This window comes from Tenacibaculum sp. MAR_2009_124, assembly GCF_900105455.1.
Taxonomy (GTDB): domain Bacteria; phylum Bacteroidota; class Bacteroidia; order Flavobacteriales; family Flavobacteriaceae; genus Polaribacter.
This window is the reverse complement of the sequence record NZ_FNSF01000003.1, coordinates 14,848-40,743: the sequence shown is the minus strand read 5'-3', so window position 1 is coordinate 40,743 and position 25,896 is coordinate 14,848. Positions and strand designations below refer to the sequence as shown.

Annotated in this window: 18 protein-coding genes and 1 pseudogene; 8 read left to right on the top strand and 11 right to left on the bottom strand. The window is 31.9% G+C overall.

Annotated features, from left to right (window positions below; translation table 11 throughout):
* Positions 1 to 10: 10 nt before the first annotated feature.
* Both BLW23_RS10180 and BLW23_RS10175 read left to right on the top strand, forming a co-directional pair.
* A complete protein-coding gene (locus BLW23_RS10180; protein WP_093669473.1) occupies positions 11 to 1,264 on the top strand; it encodes a tetratricopeptide repeat protein in 1,254 nt (417 codons plus the stop codon).
* A gap of 156 nt (positions 1,265 to 1,420) precedes the next feature.
* Positions 1,421 to 2,650 (top strand): hypothetical protein, encoded by a 1,230-nt coding sequence (locus tag BLW23_RS10175; RefSeq protein WP_093669471.1) that lies wholly within the window; start codon positions 1,421 to 1,423, stop codon positions 2,648 to 2,650.
* A 105-nt stretch (positions 2,651 to 2,755) separates the two neighbouring features.
* Here BLW23_RS10175 and BLW23_RS10170 read toward each other — a convergent pair whose 3' ends face one another.
* Together BLW23_RS10170 and BLW23_RS10165 are read right to left on the bottom strand one after the other, a co-directional pair.
* Entirely contained in the window at positions 2,756 to 3,994 is a 1,239-nt protein-coding gene (locus BLW23_RS10170; RefSeq protein WP_143032144.1) for a gliding motility-associated C-terminal domain-containing protein, read from the bottom strand.
* A gap of 10 nt (positions 3,995 to 4,004) precedes the next feature.
* Positions 4,005 to 6,986 (bottom strand): hypothetical protein, encoded by a 2,982-nt coding sequence (locus tag BLW23_RS10165; protein ID WP_093669467.1) that lies wholly within the window; start codon positions 6,984 to 6,986, stop codon positions 4,005 to 4,007.
* Between the two features lie 305 nt (positions 6,987 to 7,291).
* On the opposite strand from BLW23_RS10165, the gene BLW23_RS10160 reads away from it, so the two are divergent.
* The gene (locus BLW23_RS10160; RefSeq protein ID WP_093669465.1) at positions 7,292 to 7,693 is read left to right on the top strand and encodes an energy transducer TonB; all 402 of its coding nucleotides are present in this window, start codon (positions 7,292 to 7,294) and stop codon (positions 7,691 to 7,693) included.
* A gap of 75 nt (positions 7,694 to 7,768) precedes the next feature.
* On the opposite strand, the gene BLW23_RS10155 is transcribed toward BLW23_RS10160, so the two are convergent.
* Positions 7,769 to 9,277 (bottom strand): GH3 auxin-responsive promoter family protein, encoded by a 1,509-nt coding sequence (locus tag BLW23_RS10155; protein WP_093669463.1) that lies wholly within the window; start codon positions 9,275 to 9,277, stop codon positions 7,769 to 7,771.
* A 113-nt stretch (positions 9,278 to 9,390) separates the two neighbouring features.
* Between BLW23_RS10155 and BLW23_RS10150 the strand changes: the two genes are divergently transcribed.
* A complete protein-coding gene (locus BLW23_RS10150) occupies positions 9,391 to 10,185 on the top strand; it encodes a DUF2797 domain-containing protein (protein ID WP_093669461.1) in 795 nt (264 codons plus the stop codon).
* Between the two features lie 77 nt (positions 10,186 to 10,262).
* On the opposite strand, the gene BLW23_RS10145 is transcribed toward BLW23_RS10150, so the two are convergent.
* Positions 10,263 to 11,963, bottom strand: coding sequence for a formate--tetrahydrofolate ligase (locus BLW23_RS10145; protein WP_093669459.1), 1,701 nt, complete (start codon positions 11,961 to 11,963; stop codon positions 10,263 to 10,265).
* Between the two features lie 203 nt (positions 11,964 to 12,166).
* Here BLW23_RS10145 and secDF point away from each other — a divergent pair, with 203 nt between their 5' ends.
* The 3 genes from secDF (at position 12,167) to obgE (ending at position 17,417) form a co-directional block, all read left to right on the top strand.
* The gene (gene secDF / locus BLW23_RS10140; protein WP_093669457.1) at positions 12,167 to 15,169 is read left to right on the top strand and encodes a protein translocase subunit SecDF; all 3,003 of its coding nucleotides are present in this window, start codon (positions 12,167 to 12,169) and stop codon (positions 15,167 to 15,169) included.
* An 87-nt stretch (positions 15,170 to 15,256) separates the two neighbouring features.
* Positions 15,257 to 16,375, top strand: coding sequence for an adenylate kinase (locus BLW23_RS10135; RefSeq protein WP_093669455.1), 1,119 nt, complete (start codon positions 15,257 to 15,259; stop codon positions 16,373 to 16,375).
* Between the two features lie 52 nt (positions 16,376 to 16,427).
* Positions 16,428 to 17,417: a GTPase ObgE gene (gene obgE, locus BLW23_RS10130; protein ID WP_093669453.1), complete on the top strand. Its 990-nt coding sequence runs from the start codon at positions 16,428 to 16,430 to the stop codon at positions 17,415 to 17,417.
* A 910-nt stretch (positions 17,418 to 18,327) separates the two neighbouring features.
* Here obgE and BLW23_RS10125 read toward each other — a convergent pair.
* The 7 genes from BLW23_RS10125 to BLW23_RS10100 form a co-directional block, all read right to left on the bottom strand.
* On the bottom strand, positions 18,328 to 19,623 hold the full coding sequence (locus tag BLW23_RS10125) for an HlyD family secretion protein (protein ID WP_093669451.1): 1,296 nt from the start codon (positions 19,621 to 19,623) through the stop codon (positions 18,328 to 18,330).
* The gene (locus tag BLW23_RS10120; RefSeq protein WP_093669803.1) at positions 19,624 to 21,813 is read right to left on the bottom strand and encodes a peptidase domain-containing ABC transporter; all 2,190 of its coding nucleotides are present in this window, start codon (positions 21,811 to 21,813) and stop codon (positions 19,624 to 19,626) included. It lies immediately after the preceding gene.
* 85 nt (positions 21,814 to 21,898) lie between these two features.
* Entirely contained in the window at positions 21,899 to 22,897 is a 999-nt protein-coding gene (locus tag BLW23_RS10115) for a hypothetical protein (protein WP_093669449.1), read from the bottom strand.
* On the bottom strand, positions 22,890 to 23,090 hold the full coding sequence (locus BLW23_RS10110; protein WP_093669447.1) for a hypothetical protein: 201 nt from the start codon (positions 23,088 to 23,090) through the stop codon (positions 22,890 to 22,892). Before BLW23_RS10110 ends, BLW23_RS10115 begins: the two co-directional genes overlap by 8 nt.
* Entirely contained in the window at positions 23,071 to 24,111 is a 1,041-nt protein-coding gene (gene gwsG / locus BLW23_RS10105; RefSeq protein WP_093669445.1) for a grasp-with-spasm system ATP-grasp peptide maturase, read from the bottom strand. Before gwsG ends, BLW23_RS10110 begins: the two co-directional genes overlap by 20 nt.
* Positions 24,112 to 24,218: 107 nt before the next feature.
* Positions 24,219 to 24,389, bottom strand: a complete 171-nt coding sequence (locus BLW23_RS23180; RefSeq protein WP_176829789.1) for a hypothetical protein — start codon at positions 24,387 to 24,389, stop codon at positions 24,219 to 24,221.
* A 144-nt stretch (positions 24,390 to 24,533) separates the two neighbouring features.
* The gene (locus BLW23_RS10100) at positions 24,534 to 24,776 is read right to left on the bottom strand and encodes an HTH domain-containing protein (protein ID WP_093669443.1); all 243 of its coding nucleotides are present in this window, start codon (positions 24,774 to 24,776) and stop codon (positions 24,534 to 24,536) included.
* Between the two features lie 794 nt (positions 24,777 to 25,570).
* Here BLW23_RS10100 and BLW23_RS10090 point away from each other — a divergent pair.
* Positions 25,571 to 25,798, top strand: a pseudogene (locus tag BLW23_RS10090) (GTPase ObgE); the annotation flags it as partial.
* Between the last annotated feature and the right edge of the window lie 98 nt (positions 25,799 to 25,896).

Genomic DNA, 25,896 nt, shown 5'->3' with positions numbered 1-25,896 from the left:
CCATAGTGTTATGGGAAAGAACATACTGACGATTATTTTAGTAACTTTTTTTTTAAAAGTCGAGGCGCAAACCTCGACTTTTAAAAAAGTTGATAGCTTGCTAAATAAAGGGAGATATAATGCTGCTTTAGTGCTGTTACAAGAACTTCCAAATACTTTTGAAAAGAATAAAAAAATTGCATCAATCTATAATAAGTTAGATAATCTTAGAATGGCTGCCTTTTATTATGAGGAAGCTTTGAAAGAAGAAGCAAACTATGAGGCAAGTGTGAAGCTTGGAGGAATTTATGTTAAGCAGAAAAAGTTACATCCTGCTATGAAAATTTACAAAGAATTGCATACAAAAGATGAAAGTAATCTTTTTGTAAGTTACCAATTGGGAAAATTATATGTTAAACTTAGACAAGGGAAAAAGGCATTGAGGCTGTTTCAAGAATTGATACAAAAGGATAATTCAAATGCTAATTATCAATACTATAAAGGAATGGCATTTAAGTTGCTGAAACAAAGAGACCCTAAAATAGATAGCTTTTTGGAGGCATATGCCATTGACAATACGCATATGAAATCTATAGAAAATTTAGCGGTTGACTATTTGCGTTTAAAAGATAGAGACTCGTCATTAATATTCGTAAATCAAGGACTTCTTGTCAATCCAAATCATTTAGAATTAAATAAGTTAAAAATAAATGATTTGTATAGAGAAAAGAAATTCGAAGATGCTCTTGTTCTTTTACAAAGAATTGATTCCATTAAGCCTAATGAACTGTACACAAAGAAAATGTTAGGAAGAACCTATTTCAAATTGAAAGACTTTGAGAAAGCCAGAGAGTGTTTTAAAAAAGCAGGTAGAATTGATCGTAATGATTATAAAGTGTACACCTATCTTGGAGATATAGAGTACGAAGAGGAGAATTATAAAGGGGCAGATATAAATTATGGTTTAGCTACATTTATTGGTAGAGATAATAGAGGTACTGAGTATTACAAGTTAGGCTTGACTTCGGAAAAGCTATATAAGCCTAAAAAGGCCATATTTTATTATGAAAAAGCAATAAAGGAAAACAGAAAAAACTTCAAAGCATTATATCAGTTAGCTGTACTTACAGAAAATTTTTATGAGGATAAAAGAATCGCTTATAAACATTATAAGACGTATATCAAGAGATTTAAATCTATTGATAAGGATTTGACAAATCATGCGGAAGAAAGGTTGAAAGTGATTAAAAAGTATTACTTCAAACAAGGTGAAGTTTTAGAATAATAGAAAAATGATAGCGGCTCATTTTTAATGATGAATGGCAGGGAGATAATGTTAAAACGCTGGTTTTCTTGTGTTTAAAATAATTAGGAGAAACTTATGTGAACGTTTTAATGTTAAGAATGTGTTAAATTTAACAAATTTTAAAATGTTCTAATTATGAAAAAACTATTATTTATAGTTACATGTATTGTACTTTTTTTAGCGTCTTGTAGTGACGACACTTCAGGGGAATTAACTAGTCAAAATCCTTCAAGTCAGGAAGAAGATAAAAAGGAGGTGACCGTCGTTTTTGACGAAAGTAGTAATCTCATTGAATCAATTGTAAGTGTTGAGGAAAATAAGATTGTTTTTAAAAAGGATAGTGAATTAAATTTAAAAGGAAAAGAGTATTTAGTGGCCGGGCAATTATCGGTAGCTCCAAATGGATTTTTGAGAAAGATAACGTCCGTTATTGAAGAAGGGAACAAAATTATTGTAGAGACAGAAATGGCAGAGGTCACTGATTTGATGCCCGAAGGTAATCTGGATGTAATCTATAATTATGATAACATGGATCTTAAAAGACCTTTGACAACAGACAAAGGGGATCTTGTTTCTTATAATACTGCAATGACGAAAGGAGCTAATTTGGGAACTTTTACAATTTCTTTAAACAGAGTTATTTTTGATGCCGACGGAAATCATTCAACAACTCATGATCAGATTAAGGCTAATGGTAGTTTTTCTGTTCAGCCTTCTTTAGATTTTGGGGTGCGTTTTCACTGGTGGCAATTGCAAGAATTTAGAACAATTATTACCAGTAAAAAAACAGCAAATTTAGATCTTATTTGGAGTCATTCAGTTCCTTTATTTAAGCATAGTATTCCACTAGCTAAAATACCGTTACCTCCAGTAACTTTTTGGATAGGTTGGGTTCCAGTTGTGATTACGAACTCAGTAAATGTAACCTTAGATGCTAACGGATCAGTAAACGCAAGTATTACAACAGGTGTTGAAGGAACCGTTACATTAAAAGAAGGAATTAGATATAATCGTGGTAGTGGATGGAACTACATTCACGATGCTTATGATTTAGGATTTAGGTTTAAACCAATCTCAGCAACAGTTGGTTTTGATGCATCAGTGGCATTAAACGGAGAGTTTGAAACTATGTTTTATGGAGTTTTAGGAGTTGGAATTGGAGCGAATGCAGGATTTTATGTAAACGGAACCTATTATATAGATACAGATCTGGTAAGTTATATTGAGTGGTTCGCTGGGTTTAGAGCCGGGATGCAAGCCTTTGCAAGGGCTGGTTTATTTGGTATTCCAGGTTTGAACTTTACATGGGGTTATCCAATATGGTCGCAAAGCTGGCCTATAACTGAAGGACAGATCATGCTTTAACCAGTAATAATTTTAGAACAGTGAAAATTAACAATAAAGCAACCTAATATAGTATTAGGTTGCTTTTTGCTTGGTAATCATTTCTGATTGATTACTAGAAATATTTTAATGCAGGTAAACCCAGCCTGTTTTCGTAATATTTTGAGAATTGTTGTCTACAAATTTGAATATGTAAAAATAGGTTCCCGTTGGGAGCAAATCACTTCGTTTAATCGTAGCTCTTCCATCTGAGAAACCTCTGAAAACGTTTGTCAAGTTATTATAATTTTCTGAATAATACACTTGATTTCCCCATCTATTAAATATTTCCATACTGTTATTCGGGTAATTTTCAATGCACTCAACTTTTAAAACGTCATTTACTCCATCGGAATTAGGTGTGATATAATTATAAATTGTTAAGCAATCAACAACCACAGGTTGTTTAACTCTGGCCAAGGTGAAAACTCCATAATTCTCAACAGAAGCTATAGTGGTTACTTCTTTGTTTTGTTCATTGACAATGCCTCCTTCATCTATCCATTCCTGTTTTTCAATATCCCAACGAACAACATGTAATTCAGTCAAATCACCAGATAAAATTTGACTAGATGTTGTGTTTTCATTCCAGGTTAGGGTAACAAAAATATTAGAGTTTCCATTCTTTCGTATTAATGTCCAATATTCTTGGTTATCAATAAATTCTATTACTTCCTCTTTTTGGCTGTGAGGATATTGAGTGTTACTCGTTTCATTGTAGTATTCGGATAAGAATAAATCATCTGTATTATTAGGATTTGAAATACTTAAACGTCTATAGTAATTATTCGCTCCAACAGGGAAATTGAAATTGGTAGTACCAAGTTTTTCTACTGAACCATCAACAAAACTATTATTAGAAGTGTTTATATGTCTCCCCTCTTCACCAAAAATAAATCTATCAGTTGATGTTCTGCCTTCTATAATTCCTAAATTAAAAGTACTCTCGTTTTCTATATATAATTCTCCTATGAGATTAAAAGCATGATTAGAAGTGGAGTTATTAAATAGTATCTTGTAAAAAATGCTCATATTAGAACTAAGAATCTGTTGAATAGAACTTCCTATAAAATGCGATGTTCCCTTGGAGAAACTTGAATTGTATGTATACTGACCTTCATTGTTATAATTTTTATGAAAATAGACCTCTCCATTTTGAATAATATTCCCTGAGTTAGTATTCTGGAAATCACTCAAAATACTGACAGGAGTATCAGGTAGCACAGTAAACTGTCCCTCGTTCGTCATTTGGGCAACTATATTTATTGTTAAAAATAGAAGGCAATAACAAAGTCGTTTTTTTAATTGTTGAATTCTTGTTTTCATTTTTGTTATCTTAAATTCTAGTAAGTCTCTTAATAGTAATTGTCCAATAACCTCTATTAACAAAAACCGAAGTCCCGTCAAATGTATATGTACTCCCTGAATTGTTATTCAGTCGAATACCGAAGTCGCTTCCCAAAATACTAACACTACCTCCGATCATTCTCGTTCCAGTATAGCTGTAATAGAAGTTTTGCCCTGTAGTTGTTGGTAAAGGAATAATGTTAGCTGAATTAGGTCTAAATTGTGTAAAAGGCATCGTACCATCAATTCTATGTAAAGAAATAATTACCTCATAAATACCATTGGTAGTAGTTTCCCATTGTCTGGAAGCGGTATTGTATCCATTTTCTGGATCATATACAGATTCCAACGCTGCAAATTGATATCCAGTATCGATGGTAGAATCGGGTTCAATTCGTCCTACAAAAACGGTTTCAACTCTTTGAATTGGTACGATGTCACCAGTCGTATTTACACCAATAGCCTTGGAGTTGGTTGTTGCAGGAGAGTTGTTGTTTATTTGAGATAAACGCATTCCACTCTGATTCGCCGTTCCTGAATTAAGTTCTAGTTTGGCGTTAATGGTAGCGTTGTCTGTTCCTATTCCTACATTTCCTTGATTGTCAATAGTCATTCGAGTTTCTGTATTGATGCTTCCGTTGGGTGTTGTTTGAAATATTAACTTACCAGGAGCTGAGGTCGCTGTAGGCGTTCCATCAGTTTCCGACGCAATTTCAGCGATTGGAGGAATCGATTGAAGTGGATCAAGCGTTAATGGGTTTAAGAAAGCTCTAAACCTTAAGCCTCCTATTCTTGTACCAGATTGGTTGATAACGGAAGGAAGTGTCCTTGTTCCTAAACTACGTGTAATATCAATATCTATATCATCTTTAATGTCGTTTCCACCAATTCTAGAGAATACAATATCATCGGAATTGTCGTTTAAAACATGTAAAGTTCCGAGAGGAAGACTTGTGCCTATTCCAATTTTTCCTAACGAATAAATATCTTCAGTATTTAAAGTTGCTCCAGCGTTGTCGTCTGTTCCAAACCAAGGTTCGTTTATTGCAGCAACTGAAGAAAGAGTGCCAGCTTCTTTTAACTCGCCTGTTGTTGCATCAGCAGTAACAAGAACATCTGTTGCGGCATCGGTTCCAGTTAAATCTTGGATACGAGTTTTTCCGCTTATATCTAAGGTAGATTGCGGGTTGTTTTCTCCAATTCCTATACGTCCTAAAGAGGTAATTCTCATTCTTTCCAGTGGAGCAGAACTTCCATTTGAAGTAGAAAAAGTAAATCTCATTGGTACATTGTTGTCTCCATCGGCAGGAATCCCTTCAACTTCACCTCGTATTGCTCCTGCGAAAGCTAAACCCTCGTTTGAAGGAGTTCCGTTTGTCCATCCATAAAACTGCATCTGTCCCAGTCGATCACCATCTTGCACTAAACTTTGAGAGGTTTCTGTTCCTCTACCTTTGGCTAAACGAATTATAGAATTTGAAGCATCGCCATAAGATTCTAAGAAGTTAACAGCGTCTCCTGAACTAGCTGATAATCTTATGTTTGCTGTCCCTGTAGCCCGTCTCATAGTAATAAAACTATCAAAACTTCCAGTATCTAAAGAATCTCCAATTACCAATCTTCCATCATCTCTCATAAAAAATAAGTTATCTGAAGTTCTTATGGTCGTTCCATCACTTAATGTTTGTAGTTTTATCATTGCATTATTGGAGTCGTTTACCCATGCATCATCTGTAAGGTCAACGGTTTTTAAGCTTGAATCTAATAGAGCGCCTCCGTCAGTGCCAATAGCAATTAAGTTGTTAGTATCACTACTCACAACACTGGCGTTAGCGGTAGTCATATCTTCATTGGTGTAACTAATAACCCCAGTAGTGGTGTTTTGTTGAAAAGTTGTGGTAGTTTCCTGCGCAACAATTAAGGCTTTTAGATCAATATTGTTAGTGACGTTGTCTTCATCTTTATAACTTAAATTCCCATTGGTTACATCTACAGTCAATTCTGTTAGCGTTTCGAAATTGTCAATTACAGTGGAAAGGTCTGTGGTATTCTTATCTCCATTTTCATCTTGATATTCCAAGGTTTTACCGTCGGATAACAGTGTTAAAACGGTTAATGTTTCCTGTGCAACAATTAAGGCTTTTAGATCGATAGTGTTAGTGACGTTGTCTTCATCTTTATAGCTTAGATTCCCATTGGTTGCATCTACAGTCAATTCTGTTAATGTTTCGAAATTGTCAATTACAGTGGAAAGGTCTGTAGTGTTCTTATCTCCATTTTCATCTTGATATTCCAAGGTTTTACCGTCGGGTAACAGCGTTAAAATAGTCAATGTTTCCTGTGCAACAATTAAAGCTTTTAGATCGATAGTGTTGGTGACATTGTCTTCATCTTTATAACTTAAATTCCCATTGGTTGCATCTACAGTCAATTCTGTTAGCGTTTCGAAATTGTCAATTACAGTGGAAAGGTCTGTAGTATTCTTATCTCCATTTTCATCTTGATATTCAAGGGTTTTACCATCGGGTAAGAGTGTTAAAATGGTCAGTGTTTCAGAATTAGAAATAATATCTCTTAGGTTTATAGAATTGGTGTTGCCATTTTCATCTTTGTAGTTAAGAGTATCAGTGGTATTGTCATAAGTTAACTCAGTAAGAGTTTCAAGGTTTTCAAGGTCTTCAGTATTCGTGATTCTGCGCCAAGAATTGTTTAGCCAATAGTAAAACCCTTCACTTAAAGTGGCGGATTGTGCAGTGTTAAAAACGAACAAGCTAGTTACATTTCCATTTAAAATAGTGGTGTTGTCGGTTAAGCTAGTAAGGGCTACTCTTGGGAATAAAACACCTTTATCAACCGAAACGATGTCTAGTAATGACGAGTTGCTTGGTGTAGTTGTTCCGATTCCTACTTGAGAAAAACCAGTTAAAAAGAAGGAAAATGTAAAAAGGGTTAAAAGTATTGCTTTCTTCATGGTGTATTGTTTTCAAATTATTATTTGTTACGTAACACATGCTAGTTCTTAATTAGGAATAGCATAAATAGCAGATAGTATTACTTTATATTCACGTTATACGTGGTTATAAGTAAAATTATAGTTTGGTACGGTAAATACTCGGGAGGAGGGTAATGGGTTGAGCTAAAGTAAACATAGAAAAGGGATTATCCAAAGCAATATTATTTTTTTTTAGTATTTTCATCTCAAAACCAACCGGGGTGAGAAACTGCTTTATTTTAGCGCTTATATTTTTTTGTTTTAGTTCTTGTGATTATTTTTCTTTGGAAAAAAAGGAAGATTTAAGATCGGGACTCGATTTTACATGTGTTGATACGTATCCAATGTTCGAGTCTTGTAAAAACTTTGAAGAACCTGAAAAGAGAACTTGTTTTAAAGAGGAGATTCGAAAAAGAATAGCTACAAGTCTAACAGAAATTGACTTTACTGTTGAGGATGAGATTGAAGAAACGATTATTGTTCATTTAATGATATATAAAACGGGTAAAATTAAGTTGAAAACAATTCAATCGTCGGAAGAAATACATGATATACTGCCCTCATTGGATAGTCTTTTGAGAGTTTCTGTTAAAAAATTACCTAAAATACAACCCGCCATGAAAAAAGGGTTTTTGGTGACAACTAAATATAAATTGCCTATTAAAATTTCTTTAGATAACGATTGAAAATATTTTTTTTCATTATGTAATATTAGGCGATTAAAGAAAGATGAATTTTTTGGAACTAATGTTTGTTGTTGACTATAATTTCAAAAGTTCTTCTATAAAATCACGTTTATTCGATAAACGAGGAACTTTATGTTGTCCCCCTAGTTTCCCCTTTGTTTTTAACCAATCATAAAACAAACCATTTCTGGCTTGATGCACTGTGGGCATGGAGAGGGTTAAGTTGTTATAGCGTTTAGCTTCGTAATCTGAATTACAATTTTTTAAATGATTGTCTAACATTTCAGTAAAAAAGTTAAGATTATCTGGTGCTTTCTCAAATTCGATAATCCATTCATGACCGCCTTGAGTATTTCCATTCATAAAAATAGGACCAACTGTATAGTCTTTTATGTTTGCATCTGTTTTTGAACAAGCTGCTTTTAGACTTTCTTCGGCATTTTCAATAATTAATTCTTCCCCAAATACATTTATATGATGTTTGGTTCTTCCTGTAACTTTAATTCTGAATGGATCTATTGAGGTGAATTTAATAGTGTCACCAATTAAATAACGCCATAAGCCACCATTGGTTGTAATAATAACAGCATAATTAACCTCCTTTTTCACCTCTGATAAAGGTATTGCTTTTGAATTTTCACCGTCATACGTACTCATAGGAATAAACTCATAAAAAATTCCATAATCCAACATTAATAACAGTTCATCTGAATTATTTTTATCTTGAATTCCAAAAAAACCTTCCGAAGCATTGTAGGTTTCATAATACCTGAAATTTTCTTTTGGTATTAGCTTTTTATATTGTTCACGGTATGGGTTAAAGTTGACTCCTCCGTGAAAGTAGACTTCTAAATTAGGCCAAACTTCTAGAATATTGCTCTTTCCTGTTTTTTCTAAAACTCTATTTAACAGTACTAGCATCCAGGAAGGAACTCCCACCAAACTGGTAATGTTTTCATGAATTGTTTCATCGATAATGGCTTCCATTTTTGCTTCCCATTCACTCATTAAAGCTACTTCTTGTTTGGGAGCTGAACTAAAATCAGCCCAGAAAGGCATGTTTTCAATAATAATTGCTGATAAATCACCAAAATAAGAGTTGTTGTCTTCGTAAACTGCTGAACTTCCTCCTAAACGTAATCCTTTACCTGTAAATAATTGTGCATCTTCATTATTGTTAATGTACAAGCATAACATGTCTTTACCTGCTTTGAAGTGACAGTTTTCAATGGCTTCATCACTTACTGGAATAAATTTACTTTTGGCATTTGTTGTTCCACTTGATTTGGCAAACCAACGAATTTGAGTTGGCCAGAATATATTTTGTTCTCCCTTTCTGCAGCGTTCAATTAAAGGTTCAATACTTTCATATTTTCTAATGGGAACTTTGTTAGCAAAGTCGGTATATGATTTTAACGACGAAAAATTATGTAATTTACCATATTCCGTATTTTTAGCAGCGCTTAATAGTTTCAATAATACTTCATTTTGAACATCAATAGGGTATTTCAAGAAGAGTTCAACCTGATGTTTTCGTTTTTTTAAAAACCAAGAAATGATTGAATTTATAAACGTAAACGCCATAATATTTTTTAAGTTTGTAGTTTGTTGTTACTATTTCACGCTAATAACAGCTATTTCCAGTTTAGGTCAAAACAAGGAAAATAATTTCAGCTAAAAGTAATAAAATTTAGGTTATGCAATATCAAGGAGTATTAAAAAAAATGGCAACGGAAAATTTAGATTCTGTACAGTATTATTTGGACATGAAATCTGATTTTTTACATATGAATCAATTGATAAATAAAACTGTGTCATTGAGTTTTGTTGGTTACGAATGTTTGAATTGTGGTTCAACTGAACCAATTTATCGTCAAGGATATTGCAAAAGTTGCTTTTTTGAATCTCCAAGAGTTGCCGATTGGATTCTTAGACCTGAATTAAGTAAAGCGCATTTAGAAGAGGAAGACAGGGACTTAGTTTATGAAAAAGAAATGCAATTACAACCTCATATTGTTTATTTGGCAAATTCAAGTAATGTAAAGGTAGGAGTAACAAGAAAAAGTCAGGTACCTACTAGATGGATTGATCAAGGAGCTCATGAAGCCGTTGAGATGGTAGAAGTGCCAAATAGATACTTAGCAGGAATTACTGAAGTTGCTCTTAAAGAACATGTGGCTGATAAGACCAATTGGAGGAAAATGTTGAAAAATGATATTGAAGATGTTGATTTGAACGAGTGGAAAGATAAATTAAAATCATTTATTCCTGAAGAAACAAAAGAGTATTTTATAGAGAGTAATAAAGAGACGAATATTAGCTTTCCAGTTGAAAAATATCCAGTAAAACCAAAAAGTTTGAATATTGTAAAACAAGAAGCTTACGAAGGGAAGTTAGTTGGTGTGAAAGGACAATATTTAATTTTTGAAGACGAAACCGTTTTTAATATCAGATCAAATGAAGGAGTTGTGGTTAAAATAGAGGTAAAGTAATAATTGGTATTACATGATCATAAAAGACAAAAAAGCATCGATGGCATCGATGCTTTTTTTATGTAAGTTGTTTGACTTTACGATAAACCTGATATTTTTCCGTTATTATCAATTTGCATTCCTTCAGAAGCTGGAGTAGAAGGTAATCCAGGCATACGCATCATTTTTCCTAAAATTGGAATGATAAATTTTGCACCTGCTGCGATTTCTATTTCACGAACGGTTACTGTGAAGTTTTCGGGTCTTCCAATTAAACTTTCATTGTCTGAAAAAGACTTTTGAGTTTTTGCCATGCAAATAGCAAAATCATTAAATCCTAAACGATCAATTCTTCTTAGGTTTAACTGTGCTTTTTTACTATACTCAACTGAAGTAGCTCCGTAAACCTCTTTGGCTATTGTTTCTATTTTTTCCTTTACTGGACTATTCCAATCGTAAAGCGGTTTGTATTGAGAAGCTTTGTTTTCAACAACATCAACAACTGCTGTGGCTAAATCTTTCGTTCCTTCACCACCTTTCGCCCATCCTTCCGATACTACTGCCTTTACTCCCAAATTGGCACATGACGCGATAACGAAATCAACCTCTTCTTGAGAATCAGAAATAAATGAATTAATGGCTACAACTGGTTCAATATTAAATTTTCGAATATTTTCAATATGTTTCTCTAAGTTTTTAAATCCGTTTTGAACACGTTCTAAGTTCGGAGTATTGTATTCAGTTTTAGGCGATCCGCCATGATGGCGCAAGGCTCTGACCGTAGCAACTAAAACTACACATTTTGGGTTTAATTCGGCATGAGCTGATTTAATGTTTAGGAATTTTTCAGCGCCTAAATCAGCCCCAAAACCAGCTTCAGTAACAACATAGTTCGATAGAGATAATCCCATTTTAGTCGCAAAAATGGTGTTAGTTCCTTGGGCGATGTTCGCAAAAGGACCACCATGAATAATTGCTGGATTTTCTTCTAAAGTTTGAACAAGATTCGGTTTTATTGCATCTTTTAATAAGATAGCCATGGCATCTTGAGCTTTTAAATCTCGAGCAAATATTGGTTTTTTATCGAAAGTAAAACCGATAAAAATATTACCTAAACGTTCTTTTAAATCATCAAAACTAGTAGCCATACATAAAATGGCCATTACTTCTGAAGCGGGCGTAATATTAAAGCCATCTTCTCTTGGAATACCGTTAGCAGTTCCGCCTAAACCAATGGTAATCTGGCGTAAAGCACGATCGTTCATGTCGATGACACGTTTCCAAAGAATGGTTCTAGAATCTATGTTTAAATTGTTTGTTTTACTTTGAAGGTTGTTGTCGATTAATGCAGATAACAAATTATTGGCCTTTTCAATGGCGTTAAAATCTCCAGTGAAATGCAAATTAATATCTTCCATAGGAACTACCTGAGAATATCCGCCGCCAGCAGCCCCTCCTTTAATACCGAAAACAGGGCCTAATGAAGGCTCACGTAATACAACGGTAGCTTGTTTTCCAATTTTATTCAATCCTTCGGTTAATCCAATTGAAACAGTTGTTTTTCCTTCTCCTGCAGGAGTTGGAGTTAAGGCGGTTACTAAAACTAGGTTGTTGTTTTTTATATTCTCGTCATTAATAAGATTTAGAGGTAGTTTGGCTTTGTATTTACCATACATTTCTAAATCATCTTCATCTACATCTAATCTCTTAGCTATATGTTTAATGTGTTGAAGTTCTTTGGCCTGTGCAATTTCTATGTCTGTTAAGTGCACAGTTTCATTTTTTGATATTTGCGCCATTATTTTTCAATTTATTAAGTTGTTTGCGATTTAATCTGTAGTTCGTAAATATAAGCATTAAAAGAGGTGAAAAACATGATTTTTTTTGGTAAGTATCATATAAATAGTTGCTACGATTATAAATATGCTAAAAGAATTGGCTATTCTTTTTTTGAAATACTATATTTGCACGTTTATAAAAAGTCGATTTAAATTAATTAAAAATGCAAAACAAAGGTTTAATTAAATTATTTGCTGTCCTTTTTGGACTAGTGAGTGCCTATCAGTTGTCATTTACATTTTTTGCCAATAAGGTGGAAAGTAGCGCAAAAGAGTACGCTAAGAAAAATGTTACTGATAATAATGGTAGAGAGTTAGCTAGATTCGAAAGAAGGTATCTGGATAGTGTAGCAAATAAGGAAGTAGTAAATTTAGGAATTGCCAAATTCACTTATGATGATATTAGAGACAAGGAAATGAACCTTGGTCTAGATTTAAAAGGTGGTATTAACGCAATTTTACAGGTATCGGTTAAAGATATCTTAATTGGATTGTCGAACGATTCTGAAAACAAAGTTTTTAGAGATGCTTTAATAAAAGCAGATGAGGCTCAAAAAAATAGCCAAGACAATTACTTAGATTTATTTTACGATTCGTTCGTAGAACTAAGTAACGGTAGTGTTAAATTAAGTGATCCAAGTATTTTTGGAGCTACCAAATCATTACGTGATAAAATAAACTTCAATAAAACAAACGAGCAGGTTAAATCGACTTTACAAGAAGAAATAAATTCTTCAATAAACACTGCATTTGAAGTATTACGTAGCCGTATCGATAAGTTTGGTGTTGTTCAACCAAATATTCAACGTATCGGAACATCTGGAAGAATTCAAGTTGAATTACCAGGAGCAAAAGATATTGAGCGTGTACAAAAATTATTACAAAGTACTGCTGAATTACAGTTTTGGGAAGTATTTACCAATGCTGAAGTAATTCCATTTTTTCAGTCAGCTAACATCAAAGCTATTGACTTATTAAAAGGAGAAACAGAAGAAGCAGTAGAAAAAGCTCAAGATACTACTAAGAATGAAGATAGTATAGACGATTTATTAGGTGAAGGAAAAGATTCAACTAAGGTTGAAAATCAAAAATCGTTATTCACATATTTAATTCCTAATTTTCAACAGGTAAGTTCAATTATTGCCTATGCTAAGTTGCAAGATACTGCAAAGGTAAATAGTCTGTTAGCAAATAAGGAAATCAAATCTGTATTACCTAAAAATTTAAGATATGCAAAGTTCTTATGGGATTATAAACCATTTACACCAGAAAGAACTGAGCAAAATAAAGATCAGGAGTTAACTCCAATGATTGGATTATATGCTGTAAAGTCAAACAGAAACGATGAGGCTCCAATTGAAGGAGATGTAATCGCTGATGCAAAGCAAGAATACGACCAATTAAGCAAGCCCGAAGTAGCAATGACAATGAATAGTGTTGGTACTAAGAAATGGTCAAAACTTACAGGAGAAAATATCGGAAAATATGTTGCTATTGTTTTAGATAATTACGTTTATACTGCACCTATTATCAATCAAAAATTAGGAAGTAATTCTTCTATTTCTGGTGGTTCTATGACAGTAACTGAAGCTCAGGATATTGCAACGGTATTAAAAGCAGGTAAACTACCAGCACCAGCTCGAATGATTGAAGCTGAGGTGGTTGGTCCATCATTAGGACAGGAATCTATTAATGCAAGTATTTGGTCATTTGGTTTAGCGATCTTATTAGTGTTAGCTTGGATGATTTTATATTATGGTAAAGCAGGAGCATATGCGAACATAGCTTTATTAGTTAATATCTTATTTATCTTCGGAATTTTAGCATCATTTAATTCAGTATTAACATTACCTGGTATTGCTGGTATTATCTTAACAATAGGTATGTCGGTTGATGCGAACGTAATTATTTTCGAAAGAATTAAAGAAGGGTTAAATGGAGGAAAAGGATTGGGTCTTTCTGTAGAGGAAGGATTCTCTATTAAAGGAGCATTATCTGCTATTATTGATGCAAATATTACTACTTTATTAACAGGTATTATTTTATATGCTTTTGGAACAGGACCTATTAAAGGTTTCGCTCTTACGTTAATGATTGGTATTGCAACCTCATTATTTACAGCAGTATTTATTACTCGTTTATTAATAGACAGATCAGTAGCGAAAGGTGGAGATTTAACATTCAACACAAACATTTCTAAAAACTGGTTTAAAAACATTAGCGTTGATTTCTTAAAGAAACGAAAGTTAGCTTATATCATTTCTGGAACTTTAATCGTTATCGGATTGGCTTCAATGTTAACTTTAGGATTAAAACAAGGAGTTGATTTCAAAGGAGGTCGTTCGTATGTAGTACGTTTTGAGAAAGCAGTGAAAGCTAATGAAGTAGCGAATAACTTAAAAGAAACATTTGGAACAGCACCAGAGGTGAAAACTTATGGAGCTGAGAATCAATTAAAAATTACTACTGTTTTCAAAATTGATGACAAAAGTAAAGAAGTTGATGAAGAAGTTCAAAGTGCATTATATAAAGGTTTACAACCTTATTTAGAAGGAGTTTCTTATGAAAACTTTAAGCCAGGTTTTGAAAAAGTAAACAATGCTGGAGGAATCATGAGTTATATGAAAGTAGACCCTACAATTGCAGATGATATTAAGCAAGCTGCTTTATGGGCTGTATTAGGATCATTACTTGTAGTATTCTTATATATTTTATTACGTTTTAGAAAAATGGCGTTCTCTATTGGTGCGGTTGTGGCAGTATTTCACGATGTATTGGTAGTATTAGGTGTTTTCTCTATCTGTTATAAATTCATGCCTTTCGATATGGAAATCGGACAATCATTTATCGCAGCAATCTTAACCGTAGTAGGTTACTCGTTGAATGATACCGTGGTAATTTTTGATAGAATTAGAGAGTATGCAAATAATAGCAATTCGCTTACAGCAAACTTAGTTGATAAAGCCTTGAGTAGTACTTTAGGAAGAACAATCAACACGTCTTTAACAACATTGTTAGTAATGTTAGCTATATTCTTCTTTGGAGGAGATAGTATTAAAGGATTTATGTTTGCCTTAATTGTAGGGGTAATTGTAGGTACTTACTCATCTTTATTCGTGGCAACACCAATTATGTTTGACGTGGCCAAGAAGAAGGAAAAAGAATAAATTATAAAATGATTATAATAAAACCGTTTTGAATAGAGTTCAAAACGGTTTTTTCATTTAATATCAAGCAACTATCTTTGCAGTCAGATGAAAATTACAAAAATTCACGATTTATATTTTAAAGAGTTCGTTTCTAAAAACGAAATAGACAGTATTGTTAATGAATTAGCAGTGCAAATTAAGAGTGATTTGCCAGAAAATGAAGTCCCACTTTTTATAGGAATATTAAATGGGTGTTTCGTTTTTGCGGCTGATTTTGTAAGAGCTTATAAGGGTGATTGCGAAATTTCTTTTGTAAAACTAGCCTCTTATAATGGAACTAGTAGTACAGATAAGGTAAAAAAATTAATTGGTGTTAATGAAGACCTTGAAGGTAGAACCGTGGTTATTTTAGAAGATGTAATCGATACTGGGACGACACTTCAAGAAATATATGAAATATTTAAAACAAAAAAATTAAAAGAACTTAAAATAGCAACACTTTTCTTTAAACCAGACGTCTATAGAAAAGAGCTTCCAATAAATTATGTAGGGAAAAGTATCCCAGATAGTTTTATTGTTGGCTATGGATTAGATTATAATAGTTATGGAAGAAATTTGCCTGCTGTTTATCAATTAACAACACAACCAAAAATGAAAAATATAGTATTATTTGGCCCTCCAGGTGCCGGTAAAGGAACGCAAGCTACTATTTTAAAAGAAAAGTACAATTTAGTTCATATCTCAACAGGAGATGTGTTTCGTTATAATATAAAAAACGAAACAGAATTAGGAGTCTTAGCTAAAAAATATATTGACGCGGGTGAACTAGTGCCGGATGAAGTGACCATTAGTATGTTAAAAGACGAAGTTGAAAAGAATGCAGGTGTTGAAGGGTTTATTTTTGATGGATTCCCAAGAACTGAGTCGCAAGCTATAGCTTTAGAAGAGTTTTTAGCTGAAAAAGGAGAAGGAATTAATGGAATGGTAGCGTTGGAAGTTCATGAAGATATTTTAGTAGAGAGAATTATTGAAAGAGGAAAAACAAGTGGACGATCTGACGATACTGATGAAGGAAAAATCAGAAATCGCTTTAACGAGTACAATACTAAAACTGCCATCTTAAAAGATTTTTACCATGAAAAAGGTAACTATCACGGAATCGATGGAGTAGGAAGTGTTGAAGAAATCACTGACCGACTATCGGATATATTTGATAAGTTATAAAATTGTAAAGAGGTACTTATTTAAGTGCCTTTTTTGTTAAAATAAACAAACAATGACTGAAGGAAATTTTGTCGATTACATAAAAATTTATGCATCTTCTGGTAAAGGAGGTAGAGGTTCTATGCACTTACACAGAGAAAAATTTGTGGCTAAAGGCGGACCCGATGGAGGTGATGGTGGAAGAGGTGGACACGTAATTGTTCGTGGAGATAAAAATATGTGGACACTTTTTCATTTAAAGTTTAAACGACATTTTAGAGCTGAGCACGGTGGTGATGGAGGAAGTAGTAGAAGTACAGGTAATGATGGTAATGATGTTATTATACCTGTACCATTAGGAACCATTTTTAGAGATACAGAGACTGATGACATTTTGTTCGAAGTTACCGAAGATGGTGAAGATGTAATTTTATTAGAAGGAGGAAAAGGAGGTAAGGGAAACTGGCATTTTAAATCACCAACCAATCAAACACCGCGATATGCGCAACCAGGAATAGATGGACAAGATGGTTGGTATAGAATGGAGCTTAAAGTATTAGCTGATGTTGGATTGGTAGGATTTCCAAATGCTGGTAAGTCTACTCTATTGTCCGTAATAACCGCAGCGAAACCTAAAATAGCTGATTATGCCTTTACTACATTAAAACCAAATTTGGGAATTGTAGAGTATAGAAATCATCAAAGTTTCGTAATGGCCGATATTCCTGGAATTATTGAAGGAGCTTCGGAAGGAAAAGGACTTGGGCATTATTTTTTACGACATATAGAACGTAACTCGGTATTGCTTTTTTTAGTAGCCGCTGATAGCGATGATATTAATAAAGAATATGGAATTTTACTCAATGAATTACGTAAACATAATCCGGAATTACTAGATAAGCAACACTTGCTGGCTATTTCAAAATGTGATATGCTTGATGAGGAGCTACAAGAGGAAATTAAACAGGAGTTACCAAAAGGTGTTGATTCTGTATTTATTTCATCTGTAGCACAAACTGGATTGATGGAGCTTAAAGATAAAATATGGAAGATGCTTAACTAAGTATTTAAGAGCTTAAATAAGTTTCATACAAAAAGTCGATATTAGTAGGTAGTCTGAAATTTTATGATTATCATATTTATTGGGCTCAAAGGGTTAAAAAACGAGTAAAGCTCGTTTTTTTTTGTTGATGACCTAAAACACGTACTTTCGTAGCAAATTCAGGAATTATTTGGAAATAAATTAATCTAAAAAACAAAGGTTGTTTGTGTTAAGTGATGAACAAAGCAGACGGAAATTTACCTCATCCGAAAAAATGTTTTTAGTATGTAAGTTGAAATTACTAAATATCTCAATGATTAATATGTACTTATGACAAAATTTACTTTCTGCGAATAATTCTGATTTCTCTCCTAGAAGGTAGTTTTGATTTTCTATGATTGATAAACGTTGTCTGCTTCTAAATCTTCTTTTAAGTGAAGTGTTTTATTTGTACTGGCGATTCTAATAACAACTCTAAAAAAAATCATCATTTATTTTTTATTAACATATCTGGATTTACCAGCTTTTTTAATCAAGATACCTGGATATTATTTACTACTTCGATTTTTTAAGTTGTTTTTCCTTTTGATTTTAAAGAAGTACCCACAATATTAGCATCTACCATAATTGCACCAATCTTTATTGTATTTGGTGAACTCCAAGCCATCTGTTAATGTTTCTAAATTGTGTTTCATAAGCTTCTGTCTTGGTCATAGCCATTTTATAATAGTTTAAAGTACTCTGGAATGGTGCTTTTTTATTGTTAATTCTTAAGGATAACGAAATGAAATACAGTAATTTATAAGGTGTTCAAATTCGTAATTATTAAAACTATACCACGTTTGTAATAGACACATCTTGAAAAGTAACAAACCATTATGTAGCCTTTCCTTTTTTGTAACCTTTCCTAGAAACAAGAGAGGTTTAAATATTACCTATTCAATACTTTTCTAAATTGATTAAAGAAACGTTCTATTAAGCGTAAATCTTGAGTAATAATTTCTGCCGTCCCACGCATTTCTTGCTTAAATTCTATAGTTTTATTATAAGAAGTAACTAAGTCTTTAGGTAGCATTACATCAATAGTATAATGTCCTTCTTTATCGGAAATCATAGAAACATTATTTACGATTCCCTTTAAAATGCCAAACTCATGATCAGGGTAGTTTTGCAGTTTTATATTTACTTGTTGTCCAACAGTTATTTTTCCAGAGTTTTGCGAAGGCGTTTTTAGTTTAGCTATAAAGGCTGAGTATTTAGAAGGGATAATAGTAAAAACCAAGTCACCTTGTGTTACGGTCTGATTCTCATTCCAATAATTTAAAAAAGAAACAGTTCCATTTGTTTTAGATATAAAAGCATATCGTAATTCCCAATCTTTAATAGCTTTCTTTAATAAGTTGAAAGACTGAATAGTATTTTTTAATAAAGTCATTTCTTCACGAATACGGGTAATTTCAGTTCCTTTAGAGGTTTTATTGCTATTGGCAATCGCTTCGCGTAATTGAGAAACGGAAGAATTCATGTTTTGGTAATTGCGTTCTGCCTGCAAATATTCTAATTGTTTAGTTTCGTAATCTTTAGCAGAGATTACCCCTTTTTTAAATAAGGATTCACTTCTATCTAAGTCTTTCTTTTTGAAACCTAATTCTGTTTTGTTAATTTTTTTTTGAGATTTAAGATTTTCTAATCTTCTTCTTAATTCAGATGTTGTAATACTATTAGCAATTGCTTCATTTGAATAGGGCTGAAGTTGCTTATTTAAAATGTATTTTATATAATTATTCTCAAAACTGGCATAGGTGTTTTCAATATCCCCAAGAAATAAAAGAGGCATGTTTTCAAGAGGGTAAGAAAAGCTATCTTTTTTTAAGTTAATCGTGTCTATAATAGATTTTAGATAAAAAACATCTTCGTAATTAGCTGTATTTTCAACAATACCAATAGGAGTACCTTCTGTAATTTTTTGATTGTCTTTTACCAAAATAGTATCTATTTTTCCAGTAATATTAGCAAATACTTTTTGAGGAGGGATTTTTGTCGTTATCGTTGCTTCTGAAGATATAATATCTGGGTACTCTATTAAATAAGATAAAAGCAATAACATTAGAATTAAGACTAAAAGTAAAGAGTTTCCCCAACGAATCATCCAATTTGGTACTTTAGTCAGTATTTCTTGCACTTCTTCACTACGAAGATCGATATTATCTAAACTATTATTTGGCATCTATTTTCCTAATTCTAATTGATTTTTAACTAAATTATAATAATTCCCTTTTTGGTTAACGAGTTCTTGATGATTGCCTATTTCTACAATTTTTCCTTTATCCAAAACTACTATTTGATGAGCATTTTTTACGGTGCTTAATCTATGAGCAATAACAACAACAGTTTTATTTTCAAAGAAAGTATTGAGTTTTTCCATAATTACTTTTTCATTATTAGCATCTAAAGCACTGGTAGCTTCGTCAAAAAACAAAAAATTAGGGCTTTTATATACTGCTCTAGCAATCATTAGACGTTGTTTTTGCCCTGTACTAATTCCAACTCCCTCAATGCCTATTTTTGTATTATATGAAAGAGGTAAAGATTCTATAAATTCTTTTATGTTGGCAACATCAACCGCATGTGCGAGTTTCTTTTTGTCCACATAATCTTCACCAACAGCAATATTATTAGCTATGGTGTCATTAAAAATGTAGCCTTCTTGCATTACTACCCCAGATTGGTGCCTCCATGTTTTTTGTGATATATTTTGTAAATCATGATTACCAATTTTTATTTGTCCATTATTAGGGGCGTAAAATTTTAAAAGCAATTTCATTAAGGTAGTTTTACCACTTCCACTGACTCCAACGATTGCAGTTACTTTTTTCGAAGAAATGGTTAAATCTAAATCCTGTAATACCATCTGACTTGATCCAATATATCGAAATGACACTTTAGATAATTCTAAATCTACATTCAAGGGAATATCTACGATTTTCTCAACATCTTGCTGTTCTTCGTCTTCTTTATTGTGAATTTCTGATAAACGGTCTAACGAGATTTTTGCATCTTGGACTTCTCTAATAAAATTAATGAGTTGCGCTATAGGTGAGTTTAACTGCCCAACGATATAGCTGATGGATAACATCATCCCTAAAGTTATATCTCCATCGATAACCAATTTTGCAGATAGTACAGTAATTAAAATATTTTTTAGCTCATTAATAAACTCTGAACCTACACTTTGGTATTGCTCTAAAGCCAAAGTTTCAATTGAGACCTTAAACAAACGTGCTTGTACAAACTCCCAAGACCAACGCTTTCTTTTTTCTGCATTGTGCAATTTTATTTCTTGCATTCCATTAATAAGTTCAATGACTTTGCTTTGTTCTTGACTCACTTCAGAAAAAAGCTTATGATCTAAATCTCGTCGTTTTTTAAGAAAAATAACAACCCACAAAAAGTAGAAAAAGCTACCTGTTAAGAATATTCCAAATAATAATAAGTTGTAATACGCTAGTACAAAGCTGAATACGAGTAGGTTCATCATCGAAAATAACACATTTAATGATGACGTAGTTAGCATCTGTTCTATACGTTTATGATCATTAATCCGTTGTAGGATGTCCCCGGTCATGCGAGTATCAAAAAACGCAATAGGCAAATTCATTAATTTTACAAAAAAATCTGAAACCAAAGATATATTAATCCTAGTACTGAGGTGCAGCAATATCCAACTTCGTATAATCTCAATGGCTGTTCTACCAATGAATAGTGCTAATTGGGCAATTAGAACTAAATATACAAAATGTAAATCTTGGTTTTTAACACCAATATCGACAATGCTTTCGGTTAAAAATGGAAAGATAAGTTGTAGTAAACTCGCCGTAATTAACCCAATAACTAATTGCCATAAGAACCGCTTGTATTTAAATAGGTATTTAGACAAAAATTTAAAGCCAAATCCTTGATTGTCTTTTTCAAAATCTGAATTGTAGAATTTTGGAGTTGGTTCTAATAATAGTGCTATACCCTCTTCTGTATTGTCTGTAGCGTTATTACCGATCCAATGTTTTAAGAGTTCTTCTTTCTTGTATTCGATTAAGCCGTATGAAGGGTCAGAAATATAAAAAGTATTCTTTCTAATTTTATAAAGAACCACATAATGGTTACTGTTCCAATGCAGAATGCAAGGTAAAGGAGCTTGTAATAAATCTTGAGTGTTAATTTTTACACCCAAACTTCTTATATCTATTTTTTCTGAAGCATTGCTTAATCCCAATAAACTACTTCCTTCTCTTGTAGTTTCACTTAATTTACGAAGGTATTGTATAGAAATTGTTTTTCCATAATGCTTAGCAATTATTTTAAGACAGGTCGAACCACAATCTTTCTGATCGGGTTGTTTGTAATGAGGAAATGATTTAATCATTCTTTTTTGTCAAATCGTTATTTATCATGTGTTTAGATTTCTTTTCTTTATGCTTATTACTTTAATTATAGATTAGTGAAAATCAATTTTCATTTTCTTTTGTAGGGTCTAATTTGTGGCAAGAATTTACTTTATACCATTTATCATTGGAATAGTGAAGATCTGAATTAGAAAAACAGCAATAGCGGAATTTACATGATTTACAGTTTTCAACTAAATCATTGCTAATTCCCCATTTCTTCTGAAATTCGGGACTTCTAAGAACTTTACTAATGGAAACATCGGTATCCGATAAATTTCCAAAATGTTGTTCATGATTTATGTAATTTCTGATAAAACCGAATTCATCAATACAAATTTTACGATTAAGAGCAATGTTATATTTCTTTGATTCCATAAAGCTCTTCAAAGTAAAAGTTAAATTTGAACGAACAAATTTTTCAGTCCAATTTAACTCTTCATCTTTTATTCTATTTATCTGTACGAAATTTTTATTTTCTTCAGTTTTTAGTTGCTCAGAACCCAAATAAGTTACAGAAGTAACTCTAACATTTTGGTTGAAAAAATCCATAGAAAATATGTTCTCAAAACAACTCGGAACAACAACATCAATACATTTAAAAAAAGAATCCGTTGTAGCATTAAAAATGTTTAAAATTTCTTCTGATGTTAAGTCACTATCTGATTTAATGGAAAGCATCAACATTTGACATCCTAGTTGATTGAGCTCGTTAATTATTTTAACATAATCATATTGAGTGGAGGAACCTATTTCTAAGATAGCTGAATAGCATTCGTTCTCAAAATACACATCTTCGCTAATTTTAGGGAAATTTGCGGGATTGTCAGTTAAAAAGCATATCTCCTCAGTAAGAAAGTAATCAATTATCTTAATTATATCATCTCCGAATTTTGAGATAATGAAATCGATACTTTTTCCATCTATTTCTTTTAATACATTGTATGTTATTTTAGATATAGAAATAAGTTTCCGCCTTGTTAAATCATATATTACATAACCATTATCTCCTTCAACTAAATAACAATCTGTAAAAACTCTTAGAAATTTGCTTTTATCCATAATTCAAAATTATTGTTGTATTTAATTTGTAGTATTCTCTAACATGATATTGATTAGTATTTATCAATGAGTTTCTACCTAAAAAAACTTTTTTAGTGTTGTGATCATCTGAATATTCAGATGAATCAATTAAAATATTGTTAAGGGATAACTTTTCAAGTGAAATGTCCGAATTAAGAAGTTTTTTCTTCATTTCTGGTTAAATATTTATATATGTGATATTCGATATTATAATTACAAGGTTTGCTAACCATTCCAAATTGTCCGACTGAGTTGATTTCTAAAAAATAGTATTTTCCATTTTTACTTTTGATAATATCAATTGACCCCGTATTAAATCCGATTATTTTTAACAGTTCTTTTATTTTGATAGTCAGTTCTTCAGGTAATGTAAAAGGAATATTTCTATTTGGTTTTTTTCGATCATACCTTCTGAAATCTACAGCGGTTTTTTCGTTGTTCTGAGAGAATATAGCCATGCTGTAAAAGTTTTCTCCCATGACAAAAGTTCTGATTTCAAAATCTTTTTCTACCCTTTCTTGTACCAAACTCGGAGAGAAATAATCAGGTATTTTGTCTAGTATGGACTCAGTTAATTCATTTGTGTAAGATATGTGTCTTTGTTTTAGGTCATCGTCCATTGCAGCTATTGGCTCATAAATTGATTTGGTTATTAGTGAATTATTAACCTCTTTTTGAAATTCTAATATTTGACTCTTTTTAGAAATTACTCTGGTTTTAGGAATGCAAATACTTAATTTATTTGCTAGAGATAGAATTTCTAATTTATTTACTCTAGTTTTTAATCTATTTCCTAATACTACCGAACCTTGTAATGAGGAATTGAAAATGTACTTATAAAGTTCTTTTAATTCCGATTTTTGATTTGATCTTATTTTATTTAAAAGGAACCTAGAGAGACCGGGCTCAGTCTGGTCTATTACCATGTTTTCAACACTAGCACTTGGTCTTCTATACCAAATCGAAATATATTTTTCTGTAAAGTTTTCATCGTTAACTTTTGTTTTGCCAGGAATACTTATGTCAATGTCATCGAAATTAAAATAATCTAAATACAGATCATTATTTCGATCTATTATTTTATATGAGTCAAGATTTAATCTTTTAAAAGGTACATTATATCTATAAAACCAGTTACAAACCTCATTTGAAGATCCATCTCTATCTTGAGTTACAATTAAATGTTTATCCATTGATTTTTATTTTAAAATAAAATTACCTCTACGTTCAAATATTAATTTAATAATAGAGGTAATTAATTGTAAATTAGGTTCTTGCTAATTACTTAATGAAAGGGTTCTTAATCCTCAGAGATATCACCATGTGAACCAGTTTCAATGAGCCATCCTAAAAAATTCACATACTCATGGGTGTTGTAAAGACATTCATGACGTACAGGGTAATTATTACCGCCTTTGATTGTCTCTAAAGTCTCAATTTCCTTAATTTTAAAATCTTCTAATTTTAACATTTTAAATAGTTTTTAAATTAACTCTACTTTTAAAAGGTGTAGAGCATCCCCTATTATGGAATCTGCAGTTTATCATAATGAGGGCAATATAAAATGGAGTAATGCAAATATTTTGCACTTAGAAATAAATATGAGAATTTTTCCTTATAATTCTTGGTTCTCAACAAATCCTAGTACGAAATCACATTGATAAGAGTAATAATAGGTTTTCGTAATTTGGCAATATTCGATAGGTGCTCCCATACTTTTCATTAATTCGAGAATATTGTATACACTTCGTCTGGAAACGCATAAACGTCGAGATAAATCATCTGCTGTACCTGTTGATTTTAGTTTAATCAATCTGTCTACTCTTTCTATAACTTGTATTTTTTGAAGGAATTCCAATTTTTTTTATTTTTTAATTATATTTTTTCTTTTTCATTTTACAGCTTTAGGATTTTATATTTTTTCTCATTTACCTGTGAACTGTATATTTTGGGTTTATCTTTATGCATTAAATACTCTCTTATCGTAAATAAATATTTTCGTTTAGATAAATCTCCATTTTCTATAGCTTCCTTTATCTGTGTAAGATACTTTTTTATTAACGTGTTTAACCCCAACCACATTATAGTCGTTCGCTTTTGAGTTTCATTTTCAATAATATTCAATTATGAACTCTTTATTTACTAGTGTATGTGGTGATTTCATTTGGTGTTCTCATTCTTTGGTTATTTTCATAAACTTTGCTTAAAATTTGTATTTTTTTATAGTAAAAAAAACAATAATAGTTATCGATTATACATAGGCGAAATTCGTCTCTTTAAAATAAGGGGTAGAGATATTATTGAAATAAAAAAGATAAATATGAACAAATAAAATTTTTTATTTGTTCAGTATTCAGCATATTACCTACCCTTTTTAAATCTTCTGATTTAATTTTGCAATAAAAAATGTATAATGATTTATATGTAGCAATTTTACATAATGAACGAAACTATTAAAAAAAATCTAAAAACCAAAAAAAAATACCCAAAATTTTTATTGATTGTCATAGTTGTCTAATTGACGTTATTGTTTTTCAATAACCAGGTTGTTTTTCGAAAAAAGAGTCGATAGGAATTTGTGTTGGTCGATAAAAACAACATAGTATTAAGGTCGTTAAACAACGAGTGGAAAAGCAAATATTAAATAGTTATATTAATAAAGAGTATGGAATTTTACTCAATGAATTACGTAAACATAATCCAGAATTACTAGATAAGCAACACTTGCTGGCTATTTCAAAATGTGATATGCTTGATGAGGAGCTACAAGAGGAAATTAAGCAGGAATTACCAAAAGGTGTTGATTCTGTATTTATTTCATCTGTAGCACAAACTGGATTGATGGAGCTTAAAGATAAAATATGGAAGATGTTGAATTAAAATATCGATAAATAATATACGGATAATAAAAGAGTTACTGAGTATGGTGGCTCTTTTTTTGTTTAAGTCTTATTTTCTGGCACGGAGTTTGGCTTCAA